The sequence below is a fragment of the Corynebacterium glucuronolyticum DSM 44120 genome, assembly GCF_030440595.1.
Classification (GTDB): Bacteria; Actinomycetota; Actinomycetes; order Mycobacteriales; family Mycobacteriaceae; genus Corynebacterium; species Corynebacterium glucuronolyticum.
The window spans coordinates 2,757,579-2,772,237 of record NZ_CP047452.1; the positions used below are offsets into that span (position 1 = coordinate 2,757,579).

Here is a 14,659-nt window from a genome sequence, read left to right on the forward strand (position 1 = left end):
CGCGCGAGTGCGGTACGGGGCTGGCGGGGGGACGTCGACAAGCTAAACGGTGAGGACCGACCCGTCCCACGTGGCGACCGCCCCGCGCGTGAACGGGGAGCCCTTAGTCTCTACATCGGCGACCCGGAACCACTCCGCGCGGACATCCTCGCGGGTAACCGTGACCAGCATGTATCCGTGCGCATCCAACTCCACGTGGCGGACATGGGGGTTGACGCTGCGGACGTAGGAGGCGAGGCCCCGGGACGTGGCGCTGCCGGCGGGCAGGCGCAGCTTATCGTCCACATTCGGCGCCGACACGGAGGTGCAGACGAACTCGGGGGCGATGGGGGCGGAACCGCTTAAGCGGAGTTCGTTGGCCCATTCCGAGTGGATATCCCCCGTGAGGAACACACACCCGGGCGTGCGGGAGACAAGCTCCAGCAGACGCGCGCGCTCCGCCTGGTAGCCATCCCACTGGTCGGGGTTCAGCGGGAGGCTCCCCATGCCGTGGCCGAGGTACTCCGTCAGCGGCGTGCCGAGGATCTGCAGCGGGGCCATCATCACCGAGTTGCCGATCAGCTTCCACTGCGCATCCGACGTGGTCAACTGGCGGGTGAGCCACTCGAACTGCTCGGACCCCAGCATCTGGCGGGTGGGGTCGGAAGACTTGAAGCGCGCGGGGGCGCTGCGATATGTGCGCAGGTCCAGCATGGAGACCTCGGCAAGATCGCCGAAGCGGAGGCTGCGATAGATATGGCCACCGGCGGACGGGCTCGTCGCGCGGATCGGCATCCACTCCAGGTACGCCTGCATCGCCGCGTCGCGACGCTGAAGATCCACGCCGGCCGCCCAGGAATCGTTCGCACACTCGTGATCGTCCCAGGTCACCACCCACGGCACCGCCGCGTGCGCCGCCTGAAGCTCGGCATCGCGGCGGTAGCGGGCGTAGCGGGTGCGGTAATCCTGCAGCGTCGTGCACTCCCACGTCGGCTCGTGCGGGCGCGTGATGCCGCTCTTGCCCACGTACCTGCCGCTGGCGTACTCGTAGAAATAATCGCCAAGGTGGAGAGCCACATCGATCTCGTCGGCGCGGCGGGCGATTTCCGAGTAGGCACTGAAATAACCGCTCTCCATGTTCGCGCAGGATGTCACAGAGAAGACGGCGCGCTCCGCGTCAGTGGGAGCGGTCTTGGTGCGACCCGTGCGGGAGGTGTCCTCGCCTGCGCGGAACCGGTAGTAGTACACCGTGCCGGGCGTAAGCCCCGTGACATCGACGTGGACGGTGAAGTCGTGCTCCTCGCGGGCGAGCGCCTCGCCGTGGCGGACGATGGTGCGGAAATCCGGCGTGGTGGATACCTCCCAGGCGACTGTTGCTACCGCCTCGTCTGTGGTGAGCCGCGTCCAGATGATGACCGCCGTGGGCAGCGGATCGCCGGAGGCGACACCGTGCTGGAAGGCGCTGGACGTTTCGTCGTACTCCGAATACTGTGCACGGGCGACACCCATCGTTGCAGCTATTGCGGTTGTCGCCGTGGCTAAGAACGTCCTGCGCGTGATCCCCATGCCCCTCATTGTGGTTGGTCAACCGCGCGGTGGCTAGGGTAAAAGCGGTGTTTTCATAAAGAGTTCACGCGGGGTTTACTCGCGGGGCCGGTAAGCGGTGGGTAGCACTTCCTGAGCTCATGCCGCCTGGGCGGATTTTGCCTTAAAGAAATATGGATACTAGTCGCACATGTGCGACCGACGACCTGGGGAAACACGCGGAGTCGGCGTACGCCACGTAGTTGTGGACGTGTGGGGTTGGTTGGGAATTGTTTCGGGCGCGATGTGGTGGGGTTCCCCGGGGCGGCACTCTCCAAGAGTCGGCCGGATGTGATTCTCGCTTTTTGGCGAACTGGGGCAAATACGCGAAGTAAAACACGGATTTTGCCTAAAATATTTGGGTCCCCTTGTCACATTTGCTGCCGAGCTCTCCGGCGCCAGCAAATGGTCACTGCGATGCCTTCGTGGAGGTGTAAAACATCAGCCCTGAATGTATGACCACCGGAGGGGTTTGGCTTCGGCACCTCACAGGAAACATGAAGCTCGAAAATCAACCCCGGCAACGCGGGTCCGAAGCCGAGCCTCGCGGGTTGCGTATCCGGTGCGACCGGGGAACGGTGGATGGCGTGGTTCGATGGGGCTGACCAATCGCCCGGCGGGCCCGGCGCGCGGAGGAGCTATTGAGGGACTACAGGGCAACGCTATGGTTTAGCTTGCGCAGCCAGATTAGGTAGTCAGATTCGGCCATGGACCTCTACCTACGCAAGCACATACTTTCTGTTCCTACTTGTCGCGGGAGCAGTTGCGACAATGAGCTCAGATCCAATGAGACGTCGCAGGATCGGTCGGAGCGTGTTTAATTTGATCCCTGTACGCACCGAGATTTCCTTCGCAGATAAAGGCGCTGCATGCTCAAGAGTGGCAACTACCGCGCCGTCCTTGTCGCGCCCCCATCTTCGATCAGGTCTGTCAGTGTATCTCTTTTTACAGTGACAGGCGCGAAAATACAGAGACGGGTGCGAAAATACAGAGACGGGTGCGAAAATACAGAGACGATCGCCCAAAATACAGTGACAGACGCAAAAATACAGAGACGAACGCCCGCTGGCTCCGCTCGTCCACGAGATCATCCCGTACACGGCCACATTCGGGGTGCCTGGGCGAATTATGCCCACAAATTTGGGCATAATTCGCACGTTCGCTACTTAGCGCTCCGTCGCCTACTTATGGCCACTGTTGGGGTTGGCGTGGGCGCTAGAGCGCACCCTGCAGGAAGGCGGCGATAGCGGCTGCCAGCGTGCCGATACCGATGACACCGAAGACGATGCCGATGATCGCCTCTGTAGAGAGCCCCTCGTCCGTCGGCTCAGGAGTGGGCTCCGGAGTCGGCTTCTCGTAGGTCGGGACGGTGGACGGCCGGGTGCGCTGCGGGGAGGCAGTGATGCGGGTCGGCTCCGTCGAGGTCGGCGCGGTGCTGGTGGTCGGCTCCTCGCTCTTCGACTTCTCCACCGGGCGGACGGCCGTGTCGACGGTCTCCTCGTTGCGGAGCAGGCGCTTGGCATCCTTCTTCTTCTCGGCAGGCGCTTCCTTTACGGCCTTCTCCAGGTCCTTGCGGGTGAGGTCGAGGACGGGGAGGGTGGCGTTGGCGGTCTGGACGACCTCGCCGGACTGGTTGACAAGGTGCGCGGTGACGGCGAGGCCGTCGCCGCTGAGCTCGCTCGGGTCGATACGGAACTTCTTCACCGACGCGTTGGCGTCCTCGGCGTCGGTTTCCACGGCGCCGACGGGGTACACCGGCTCCTTTTGGACGTGGTCGCCGTACTCGAGGAGGACGGAGAACTGGTGCAGGTCAGCGCCCTTGTTGCGCACCTGTACCTCGATGAAGTTATCGTTACGCGCCTTGACCAACTCGCTGGTGACGATGTCGATGGCGCCCACACCCTTGTTGGCCTCGGCGGAGACGACCTCGAGGTCATGCATGGTGGCCTCGGTGTGCGGCTTCTCTGGTGCCGGCGGCGGGGTCGGCCGCACGGGTGGGGTGGGCAGGAACATGGAATCAGTGACTGTGCCGATGGGGTAGTTACCGATGGTCAGGTGACCCCACTCGGGTTCCACGGTGTACGCACCGGTGAAGCAGCCATTCAGCGGGCACGTGTACGGGACGGTGCTCACTGGATCGGAGTTGGTGGCGAGGTGATCCATGTAGTCGAAGAAGCTCCACTGGTACAGGTAGTTCATCACGCTGACATGGTTCGGCACGTAGTTCTTGCCGTTGAGCGGGTTGTCCGGGTAGTACCTGCCGGCGTGGCCGAAGCCGAGGGTGTGGCCCATCTCGTGAAGGATCGTGTTGCGGACGTGGTCGGAGTTCATGCCCTCAAAGTTGCCGACAGCGAAGCTCGTGCCGGGCATCTGGCCGAGGCCACTGATGCGGACGGGGGTGCCGGTTGGTTCGCCCCAGAGGTAATCGACAAGGGTGCCGAGGCGGAAGACGGACTGGCGGGCGCCTTCGACAAGTTTCAGCTGGTCTTTCAGCTTGCCGTGGTCGCCGCCGCCGTCGTAGGTGCCGAAGTAGTACTTCTCGTAGTCCATCCGGGGGCCGCCGAAGCCGCCGGCCTCGCGGGGCATGCCGAGGACCATGTCGCCGGCATCGATGTGCAGGTTGATGCCATGATCGTCGAAAAGCTTAACGAGGTCCTCGAGCGCCTTCATCGTCGGGGCGTGGGAACGGGAGTCGAGGCCGGTGCAGTAGGAATAGTCGGTGACCTTGTCGACGTCCGCGCGCGGGCGACCGAAGGCGTCGAGGCAGCCCTGCGTTTCCATCTCCGATTTCATCCAGTTGAGCTGGAGGAAGATGTCCTTCTTGTGCGGGTCGGCGCCCCAGGCCTGCAGTGGGAGGGTTTGGCCGTTTTCGAGCGGCACGCCCATCGTCTCCCAGTCATCGGGGAGCCCGTCGCCGTCACTGTCCAGGGCCGATGGCGGGATGGTGAAGGTGAGCTTCACGGTCATCGTCATGCTCTGGCCGGGGTCGAGGCGGAGGAATTGCAAGGATCGGGCCAGGTCGTAGTAGTCAAGGCCAGGAGAAATGACGTAGGGATCTTTCCTCAGCACGATGTTGCGTTGGTTTTTCCAGTTAAAGACGTCCGCAAGAACGTCCTCCCCCGTCGCGCTAAACGACACGCGCGGGGCGTACTCGCCGCCGCTGAAGTCCACGCCGTCGGGTGTGTAATAGGCATCGCCGGAATTGTTGCCATATCCGATGCCGGTGTAGATGTCCGTCTGCATCTGCTTCGCGGTGTCGGCGGTATTCGTCACCGTCACCGTGTGCGTGTAGACATCATCGTCGAAGGCGCGGGTGTCCTCTACCTTGACGTTCTTATCCTCGTAGACGTTGACCAGCGGGTTTTCGCCGGCGGGGACGGAGAAGTTTTCTAGTTTCACTTCCTGCCCGTCGACACGGATCATCGGCAGGGATTGGATGCTCACGTCACCAGCAACCGTGCCGTCCTTGGTATACGAGAAGGAGGAGCGCTCGGGATCGGAGTTCTGCCGGAAGTCCACGGCACCGGCGCCCGACGGGACGGCGCAGGCGACGGCCAGGCTGAGCGCGGTGGCAACGGCGGTGAGTTTCTTTGCAATCTTCATTGTGTCTCTCCTACTTTCCGTTGATCCATGGTGCGTACGGTGCGATCATGTCTCTCACCTGCGGGGGCAGGATTGAGGGGTTGATGCCTACGGCGGCGACCCCGGCGGCGAGCAGCAGGAGCAGGCCGCCGACAACGCCGGTGACGATGCCGACGATGCCGCTTGTGGAGGACGAGCCGGTGTCGCCCGGTGAGCCGCCGGAATCGTCGCCGGCGACGGTGATGGTGACCGGGATGGATGTCGTCGACTTGTCGGGGTAGACGGCTTGGATGGTGGCCTTTGCCTTGGTTCCTGGGGCGGTGCCGTGAGGAGCCTGCGCTTGGATGGAGCCGTCGGCAAGCACCTGGATAGACCAGCCACGAGGCGCGTCGGTGACGGTGTAGGAGACCTGCTCCGTCGGGTTGCTGCGGGTGATGCCGGCCGCGCGGGTGGTGCCGGAGACGGCGGGGATCGTGTCGTCCTCGGCGAGGGTGCGGTGGCCGCCCGGGCTCAGGACCTGCACGTTTGCGGTGAGGGTCGTGCCCGTGCCGTCGGGGTAGGTGACCGTGACGGGGAAGGTGGCGATGGCGGGGAGGGCCGTCGCGTCGGCGGTCAGGGTGAGGGTGCCGTCCGCGGCGAGCGTCGCCTCGGTCAGACCCGCGGGGAGCTGGCCGGGGAGGGTGAAGGTGGTTCCTCGGGGGAGCTTATCGACGCCGCTGAGTGGGGCCCTGACCTGCGTCCCGGCGCGGAGCTGCGTCTGCTCGTAGAACGGCTGCGGGGTGGCGGTGTCGACGGTGACCTCGGAGGTGAGCGTGTCCGTCGTGCCGTCGGGGTAGGTGACCAGCAGGTTTACGGTGGCCTTCGCGCCGACCGGGGCGGCGAACGGCGCGTAGACCGTGACCGTGCCCGAGGCCTGATCAACCGCAGCGATCCAGTCCGCCGGCATCTGCGAGGTGACGGTGAACGTCGTGCGCGCGGGGAGGGCGGGGTTCGTGGCGGTGACCGGGAGTTTTACGCCGTTGCCCGCGGTGATGTTCGCTGTCGGGGGCAGCGCCGGGGCGTACGTGTCGCTCATCCGCTTGCCGATGATGCGGACGGTGAGGGTCGTGCGCTCGGGGGCGTGGCCTGCGCGGGTGACGGTGATGGGGACGGCGAGCGTCGTGGGCTGCGCGTCCTGGGTGGCAGCGACGGTGACCTGGCCTGTTGTTGGGTTGATGGTGATGCCCTGTGCTTCTGCCGGGGTGTCCGCGCTGAGCTCGTACTTCGTGCCCGTGGCGGGGCGGCGCTCCACGGCCTGCGTCTCGGTGAGGTCCTCGAAAGGCTGGGCGCTCGTAGCGGTCTCGCCGGGGCGGACCCACACCTCCGGGTAGACGGTTCGGACCTTCGTCGCCAGCCACACGGCTGGGTCGGAGGGGTCGGCGTCCACGCTGTTGGGGTAGCCGTCGCCGTCGGAGTCGGGGTCAGCTTCGACGACTGTGATAGATGTCAGGACCTCTTCGGAGGAACCATCTGGGTAGGTGACGATAACCGGAATCGTATATTTGCCAGGCGCAACGTCTGGGGCCGGGATCACAGTAATAGAGCCATCCTCCGGATTTACCGCCGCCCAATTAGGGCCATACTCGCCCTTCTCAAACTTGGTACCCGCTGGCAGCCTACGACCATCCTGAGTGCGCGGAGCGGGAATAGTAGTCTGCTCGCCCTGCTTCACAACCGCACGATCGTCATACTTCGGATCAAATTCTCTCGACAGATCCTCCCTTACTGTGACGCGGACCGGAACCTCTTCGGAGGAATCATCTGGGTAGGTGACGATGACCGTTGCCAGCATGTCACCCGGCCTGCTGGTGTCGACCGGATCCTTGAAGGAAACCTTCGTACCCCGCGGCAGATCCTTCAGGTTAGCGATGGAATCCTCAGCCCTCGGAGTCTCACCGGTGTTTACCGTCTGATCTTTGGCCTGCGGATCGTAAATGTCGGCATTAGTCCTGTCCGAGTTGTTGTCATCTTTGCCCTGGGCGTGGCCGATTACCGGGATTTTATAGGTGGCCTTGCCGTACCTCAGATCCGGGTCTTCCACCATTAGTGTGATCGGGCCATCAACGCGAATACCTGGGGTGACGCTAACCCTGCCGTCGGAGTCGACAGCGACCGGGATATCATTGCCATCCTCGTCCACAGCCTGCACTCCTGTCTGCGCGGTATGATTCCTAACCCACAGCCCGGCATCCTGATCTGCATCGGTCGGCTCGACCTCCTTAGGCGCGCCCTCGACCTTGGTCTTGGGGGCGACAGCGACAGAGTCGGCGCCAACGATTGCACCGTTGTAGATGAGACGCGCGTTGTATGTATCGTCTTCTGTCACTTCTGGAACGGTCAGGGTTGCCTCTTCAAGCGGGTTAGCAAGGTTGTGACCACCGGATACCGGGATCTTCTCCTCACCCTTGGAGCCGTCGAGCTTGATCGGCTCGCCCTTGGAGTTGTACCACTGAACGTAGGCATCCTCGCCGGGGTTCGCGTACGTAGCGATCTTCGGTATAAGCCTGTCGCCCTCCTTACCGATCTCCGGATCAATCTGCAGCACGTTTTCCGTGGGCTGGTGAACAAGACCAAAGTGCATGTTCACCCAGTTGTGGCGGACAACCTGCCACAACTGCGGAATATTCATCAAGGCATTCGGCTTTCCGTACATCGGAACAATGTATGAAGAGTACGCAGGCTGTGTCACCCACTTACCACCGCGCTTGACCTGCACAAACTGGTACAGATACTTGTTGTCAAAGTCCTTCTTATTGAAACGAGCGAAGTATTCACCGTTCTCATCGGTCTCGGCCGCAACGGTCTCCGCAATGTACTCATGGTGTGCCTTCAGCAGCTCCTGCTGCTTCTTCAGACGCTCACTACGGGGAAGGTTATTAACCTCCGTGAAGGCTGCAACACCATCGTCGGTGAGAATAGACGTGATAACGCGAGCGTCGCCCTTCTTGGCGAAGTTCTCACCCGTGGAATTGGGGAAGCCAAAGTTGCCTATATCTCCCCTGCCGGTCTCCCACCAGACTTTACCGGTGACAGCACCCTTATCGCTTGCGTCCCAACCACTGGAAACACCCTTCGTGTCGACGTGGAAACGTGGGTCGCCCTCCTTGGCATACATCACATCAGACGGACCCTCATAGGTGAAGATACCGGTGAAGGTGAAGGACTGCGGAATGTTCGACCACATGCCGGCTCCGCCGTCAGCATTATTCATAAAGCCAGGCTGCACACCCGGTGCCTGGCGGATAGTGAAGAGCTCTCCACTGCCAGGACCTGTCTGGCCGGGGGCAATCCACATGCGGATACGCACGTCGTACGGCTTTGCGTTGAAGACGTGCTCCTTGCCGTTAGCATCGGTCCAGTTGGGGTAGTGGAACACGTAGGAGCCGGCTCCACCAGCGTTACCAGGAATATCATGCGTTTCAGCCTTGTAGACCGGGGAAACCGCACCGTCTTCATCCATCCACTGGGAGTACACGGTGTAGCCGGTCAGACGCTCATTACCCTGACGAACCGTGGAGAAGTCACCCGTCGTCGGGGCGTATAGACGGCCACCGACCAAACCACCGTGGTTTTCGCCACGCTTCTTTTCGATGAGCGCAGGATCAGCCAGCTGATCCATGTTGGTAATAGCACCCGAGGCGATGCCGTCGGCGTCGATGGGGGCGCTTGCCTCCTGGGCGGCTGCCACGGCGGGGCCTACGGGGCCGACGGGGGTGGTTATTGCGGGGGTTACCTGCATGATGAGGGATAAGGCTACGAGGCCGGCGGCGATGCGTCGCTTAGTCATCGAGGATTGGTCCTTTCCTTGGGGCTGAGGCAAACCGTCAATTGCCTGCGCAAACGCCCAACAGCACAATGCTTCGCGACCGGTTTTCCTCAATGGGTGTTCACAGCTGGTCTTAATGTTAGCCCAGTTTCTTTCCAGGTGCTACACATAATTACTTGAGAATGGGGCGAGCCTTGACGAGAATCTCCTCCCACTCCTCCTCCGGATCCGACAGCCGGGTGATGGCGCCGCCCGTGCCGTAGGTGGCGACCCCTCCCTCGACGACGATGGTGCGGATGACGATAGAGAAATCCATCGTGCCCGCCGCATCGATATAGCCGATCGCGCCGGAGTAGATGCCGCGGGGGTGGTGCTCCTCGAGCTCGTCAAGGATCTCCATGGAGCGCTCCTTGGGGGCTCCCGTCATGGAGCCACCGGGGAAGGCGGCGCGGAGGGCGTCGACAGGCGATTTGCCGGGGAGGAGCTCGGCGGTGATAGTGGAGACCATCTGGTGGACGGTGGCGAAAGACTCGATGCCACACAGGACCGGAACCTGCACGCTGCCGGGGACGGCGACACGGCCGAGGTCGTTGCGGAGGAGATCGCAGATCATCAAATTCTCGGCGCGGTCCTTCACGGAGGTGGCGAGGTCCCGGGCTAACTCTTTATCCTCCTGGGGAGAGTGACCACGGGGGCGGGTGCCCTTGATCGGTTTGGCCTCCAGGTGAGCGTCGACAAGCCGAAGGAAGCGCTCCGGTGAGGTGGAAAGGACCTCAGTGCCAGAAAGGCGCAGGTAGGCGGCGAAGGGGGACGGGTGCGCGCGGCGGAGAGAGAGATACACCGCGAGCGGATCGGCGGGGAAGGCGAAGGAAATGGAATTAGTAAGACACAGCTCGTAAGAATCACCGCGGGCAATGAACTCCTGGCAGGCTTTGATTTTGTCCAGGTACGCGGCGCGCCCGAAACGGAACGTGCGGGGCGTGCGCGGGACCGGCTCGCGGGGAACCGGGGCGGTGAGCTTTGGCTGCCACGGTGCGGTGCCGAGGGCCCAGGCGGCGCCCGACGGGCTGACGACGATGGCGCGGGTGACCTCGATGAAGAGCTCCTCGCCCTCGTACGTGATGACCCCGACCTTCGTGCCCGGGTGGTCGAGCGTGACGAGATTGTCGCCTGTGCAGAGATAGCTCCAGCCCTCACCGTCGGAGGAATCGAGCCAGGCGGCGTTGTCCGCGGCGGCGAAGTTAGCCTGGAAGAGGACCTCGGCGGGGGTATCGGGAAGCTTGGTGATCCAGAGGTCGGGGCGGAGAAATGTGGTGAGGAGTGCGAGGCCGCCGGCGGAGGCGATCGACTCGGGGTGATACTGGACGCCCATGAGGGGGAGGGTGCGGTGGCGGGCGGCCATGAGCGTGCCATCGGCGGCAAACTCCGTGGCCTCGAGGGTTTCGGGGAGGTCCGTGATGGCGAGGGAATGATAGCGGGTGTGACCCTCCGTGACCTCGCCGTGGCGGGGATGCTCAGCGCGGGTGAGGGTGGCGCCGAAGGCCATGCACATGCCCTGAAAACCCAGGCAGACGCCGAGGATGGGGGCGGGTGGATCACGGAAAATGCCCGGAAACCACGGGTACTCCTCCGGGCGGCCGGGACCAGGGGAAATGATGATGCGGTCCGCATTATTAAGGTGCGCTTCGGTTACGTCCTCCGCCAGAACCACCTCCGGCATCACGCCGGCGGCCTGGAAGACCAGGTGGGCGAGGTTGTAGGTGAACGAATCGTGGTTATCTATGAGGAGCACGCGCACGGTGTTCGAGTTTAGCGGGGTTTGGGGGGTTGGGGGTTTTTGGGGTTTTGGGTTTTTTTTGGGGGGTGGTTGCGTCCTGGGAGCGACAAAAGTTACCGTTTTGCGTGGCAGCACGTTTGACCACCTGGGATTTTAACACACTTGCAGCTGCAGACTGTTAAGTTTTGTCTGGAGGTATGTGCACCCCGTATACGGCTACCCATGCGACGGTTCTGGAAGCTATTTCGGCGGTTACGTGTGGGGCTACTGCGGAGCGCTGGAAAAGGTAGACGTTTGTTCCTCGGCAGATGTGCCTGACTGGAATGATGGGTGGGCACCCCAGGGATATCCTTCTGCTTTTTCCTGGGAGGCACGGGTGTGACTTGGTGCGTGGTGGTTTTTTGGCGGGGGCTGCTGGGGTTTTGGGGTTTTTGGGGGGTGGTTGCGTCCTGGGGGCGACAAAAGTTACCGTTTTGCATGGCAGCACGTTTGACCACCTGGGGTTTTAACACACTTGCAGCTGCAGACTGTTAAGTTTTGTCTGGAGGTATGTGCACCCCGTATGCGGCTGCCCAAGTGACAGTTTTGGAAGCTATTTCGGTGGTTACGTGTGGGACTACTGCGGAGCGCTGGAAAAGGTAGACGTTTGTTCCTCGGCAGATGCGGCCACCTGGGGATTCTGGAGGGTGTACTTCGGGGTGCGAGCAAAAGGTAGAGCTCTATGAAGTATCAGATCCGCCCACCAGGGGGGTGTTCCTATATAGTTCGTCAACCTGAGGGGGGTAGTTGTTGGGGGTGACGTTCGGTGTGGGATTGTTTTTGGGTACGCCTGGGAGCCGATTGGCGTATTGCCAATCGGCTGGGGTGTTTTAGCCCGTTAAGCTGTCTTCTGTTTTTCTGGTTCTTGGTAGAGGCTGTGATTTGCCATCATGGTGAACAAGACGGTGAGGCGTCTTCTTGCTAGAGCTACGACTGCGGCGTTGTGTCTCTTGCCTTCTTTACGTTTCCGCTCGTAGTATTGGCGTGAACGCTCGTGGTATCTGATCGCTGAAAATGAGGATTGCCATAGGGCGTTCTTTAATTTCTTGTTTCCCGCCCTGTTCGGTGATTTCGTGTTGATGGATGTGCCTGACTGGTTGGTCTGTGGGCATAGTCCTGCGTATGAGGCCATGTGGGAAGCTGTTTTAAAGTCCGAGAAGTCCCCGACTGTCATGAGGATCTGAGCTGCGGTTTTCGGGCCGATGCCAGGCATAGACAAGAGGATGTGGGTGTGCGGAACCTCCTCGATGAGGGCGCCTACTTTTTCTTCGATAACTTTCCGGTGGTCAAGCTTTGCCAAGGCATCAGTGGCGGACATGGCGACACCGAGTTCAACATATTCCGACCCGTGGATTGACACGGTTTGATTCTTGATGGCATCCAGCAGGCCATCGATGATTTTCTCGGGGTTTCTTGCTTTGTACTTCTTCGCGAACGCGATCAGGCGTGCGCGCCCCATTCGTTTGATTTTTGTGGGGCCACCATATTTGGCCAGCATGTGCAACACCCACCGTCTGTGGATATTTTGGCCACGAAGTACCCGTTCGAATTCGGGATAGGATCCAACAAGGGAGGAGCGGATTTGATTGATCAGCCTGGTGTAGGACCGGGCGAGGTCTTCATCGATACCGTTGAGTACTTTTAGCTGACTGAACACCTGCTGGACACGGTCAACATTGCGCAAGGCATCGGGAAGATTGGCTCCTGCATGCGCGATGACATATGAGTCACGAACATCAGTTTTCGCATTTCCGACATGAACCCTCGACAGCTGCCGCATCGACAATCCAGGAAGATATTTAACGGTAATCCCCATGTCTTGGGCAACTGCGACGGTAAGCCTGCCAATATTGTTGGGCTGGTCGACCACAACCAAAATTTTCGAGGACAGGGCGAGGAAAAGGTCGAAGAACCTGCGTAAAGAATGTTCTGACTGGTCAATGCGTTTTGACTTTACTTGTTTACCATCTTTGTCGAGGACACAAGCGTGATGAAAGTATTTACCGACATCGATGCCGATGACGAAATCGTAGGTCACGAGGACGATTCTCCATGTGCGATATAAGTGTGAAACGGACAGATATCGTCACTGGGTTCGTCGGACATACTCTCGCTGGCATCCACATTACTTGAGACTTCACCAGGCATTCCGGCGAGTCAGGTTCCTATTAGCAGTTGAAGTATGTCACTGCCTTCGGCGGCATCACCCCCCGGATCATTTTCAGACAGGGACAAAAACAAGCCATACCGAAGCCAGTGACGAGTCCCGCTGCTAAGCAGGGACCGGAACAAACATAACCCACCCCAAAAGGGGAGAAACCATGAATCCTCGGGTCCCCAGCAGGGAACTGCCTAAACCGTAATGGGACCTTCGGCCCCGTAGAAAGGAGGCAAGATACGTCTAGGTTTTGCCAGGGGCGGGCTCAAACGACCGCTAACTGGACCTTGCCGGCGGGCGGAGGGCAGCAAAATCCGCGGAGACATCTGCATGCAATCTCGGTTGCGGACGGGAAAGATGCCCAAACCCCAGGCCGCGCCCCACCCGCAATGCATTTCGGTGTAGGTTGTAGGTTTGTCATCTTTTCGCGCGAAGGAGCTTTAGAACCGCATGTCCCTTTCTAATATTCTCGATGCCGGCGCACTCCTGGAGGCCTTCGGCCCGTTCGTGTTGCCCGGCCTTGCAATCGTCGTGTTCATCGAGTCGGGATTCCTGTTCCCCTTCCTGCCCGGCGATTCCTTGCTGGTCACGGCCACGATTCTGCGCGAGACGTTCCACCTGACGGTGCCGTGGATCCTGGGGGTAGCTATCGTCGCGGCGTTCCTCGGGGATCAGGTTGGTTTCTGGCTGGGGAAGACGTTTGGCAGGCGGCTGTTCAAGGATGATGCCCGCGTGCTCAAGACGGAGTATCTGCAGCGTGCGGAGGATTTCTTTGCCAAGCATGGCCCGTTGGCGCTGGTGCTGGGGCGGTTCGTGCCGATTGTGCGCACCTACGTGCCGCTAGCAGCCGGAACGGCGGAGATGCACTACACCTCGTTTGTGCGTTGGAATGTTCTGGGGGCCGTCGGCTGGGTGTGCTCGATGGTTGCGGTGGGGTACTTCCTGGGGAATATCCCCGGCATCGCCGACAACATTGACGCGATCGTCATTATTATTGTGGGGATTTCTGTCCTACCGATTATCATTTCCTGGCTTAACCAGAAGAGGAAGAAGTAAGTGGAAGGCCACTTCACCACGTTTAATGTCCTCCCCGATGGACATGTGCGGGGCTTCGACCTGCACGTGGAGAGATTGGTCTACGGTCAGCGATCGCTGTTCGGTCGGGGGCTCCCCGACGGGCTTGTCGACGCCATGCGGGAGCTGCGGGAACCAAACACCTACCGCGTTTCCTGCTTCGCGGATTCTTTCAACATAACCGCGCGGGCGATCCCACCCTCGGAGCCGATAAGCTGCGCTTTTTATCCATTGGTGCGGGAGCTGCCCCGCGTGAAGCACGACGACCTGGCCCCACAGTGGGAGGCGCAGCGGGCGGTCGCAGCCGACGACGCGATTTTGGTTACCGGAGACGTGGTGACCGAGGGGACCATGTTCAACGTGGGGTTCATTACACCTTCGGGGACTTTGGAATGGCCCGTAGGTGAGCTTCTTCTCGGGACGACGCAGCAGCTCATTGAGGGGGTGTGGCCGTCGGTACGCAAGGAAATTCGGGTGGGAGAGGTCGAAGGGTACATCGGAGCTATCGCGACGAACGCTGCGCGCGGGGTTCGGCTCATTACGCAGATCGATTCGGCGCTCGTGACGACGCCGCGGGGTGCCGAGATCGCTGCGGACATTGCGCGGGCGTACGAAGCGATTTAGTTTTTGCAGCAGATTGGAGCGGACCCCCATTAATTTC

The 14,659-nt window shown here is 61.0% G+C and carries 7 protein-coding genes; 2 read left to right on the forward strand and 5 right to left on the reverse strand.

What is annotated here, in order from left to right; genetic code table 11:
- Nucleotides 1-42: 42 nt before the first annotated feature.
- The 5 genes from CGLUCO_RS12550 to CGLUCO_RS12570 all read right to left on the reverse strand — a co-directional run bounded on the left by CGLUCO_RS12550 (nucleotide 43) and on the right by CGLUCO_RS12570 (nucleotide 12,804).
- Nucleotides 43-1,554, reverse strand: coding sequence for an alkaline phosphatase D family protein (locus tag CGLUCO_RS12550; protein ID WP_084036280.1), 1,512 nt, complete (start codon nucleotides 1,552-1,554; stop codon nucleotides 43-45).
- Nucleotides 1,555-2,778: 1,224 nt separating this feature from the next.
- Nucleotides 2,779-5,166: a zinc-binding protein gene (locus CGLUCO_RS12555; RefSeq protein WP_084036281.1), complete on the reverse strand. Its 2,388-nt coding sequence runs from the start codon at nucleotides 5,164-5,166 to the stop codon at nucleotides 2,779-2,781.
- Nucleotides 5,167-5,176: 10 nt separating this feature from the next.
- On the reverse strand, nucleotides 5,177-8,971 hold the full coding sequence (locus CGLUCO_RS12560) for a Rib/alpha-like domain-containing protein (RefSeq protein ID WP_084036282.1): 3,795 nt from the start codon (nucleotides 8,969-8,971) through the stop codon (nucleotides 5,177-5,179).
- 151 nt (nucleotides 8,972-9,122) lie between these two features.
- Entirely contained in the window at nucleotides 9,123-10,748 is a 1,626-nt protein-coding gene (pabB, locus tag CGLUCO_RS12565; protein ID WP_232621935.1) for an aminodeoxychorismate synthase component I, read from the reverse strand.
- Nucleotides 10,749-11,604: 856 nt separating this feature from the next.
- Nucleotides 11,605-12,804 (reverse strand): IS110 family RNA-guided transposase, encoded by a 1,200-nt coding sequence (locus CGLUCO_RS12570; RefSeq protein ID WP_084036587.1) that lies wholly within the window; start codon nucleotides 12,802-12,804, stop codon nucleotides 11,605-11,607.
- A 570-nt stretch (nucleotides 12,805-13,374) separates the two neighbouring features.
- On the opposite strand from CGLUCO_RS12570, the gene CGLUCO_RS12575 reads away from it, so the two are divergent.
- Together CGLUCO_RS12575 and CGLUCO_RS12580 are read left to right on the forward strand one after the other, a co-directional pair.
- A complete protein-coding gene (locus CGLUCO_RS12575) occupies nucleotides 13,375-13,980 on the forward strand; it encodes a DedA family protein (protein WP_005388083.1) in 606 nt (201 codons plus the stop codon).
- Complete coding sequence (locus CGLUCO_RS12580) at nucleotides 13,981-14,622, forward strand: aminotransferase class IV (RefSeq protein WP_005388081.1); 642 nt, start codon at nucleotides 13,981-13,983, stop codon at nucleotides 14,620-14,622.
- Nucleotides 14,623-14,659: the final 37 nt, after the last annotated feature.

Excerpts from the sequence above, each read along its gene's own strand:
- CGLUCO_RS12560 (WP_084036282.1), bottom strand. The coding sequence starts at position 8,971 with ATGACTAAGCGACGCATCGCCGCCGGCCTCGTAGCCTTATCCCTCATC.
- CGLUCO_RS12555 (WP_084036281.1), bottom strand. The coding sequence starts at position 5,166 with ATGAAGATTGCAAAGAAACTCACCGCCGTTGCCACCGCGCTCAGCCTG.
- CGLUCO_RS12550 (WP_084036280.1), bottom strand. The coding sequence starts at position 1,554 with ATGAGGGGCATGGGGATCACGCGCAGGACGTTCTTAGCCACGGCGACA.
- CGLUCO_RS12575 (WP_005388083.1), top strand. The coding sequence starts at position 13,375 with ATGTCCCTTTCTAATATTCTCGATGCCGGCGCACTCCTGGAGGCCTTC.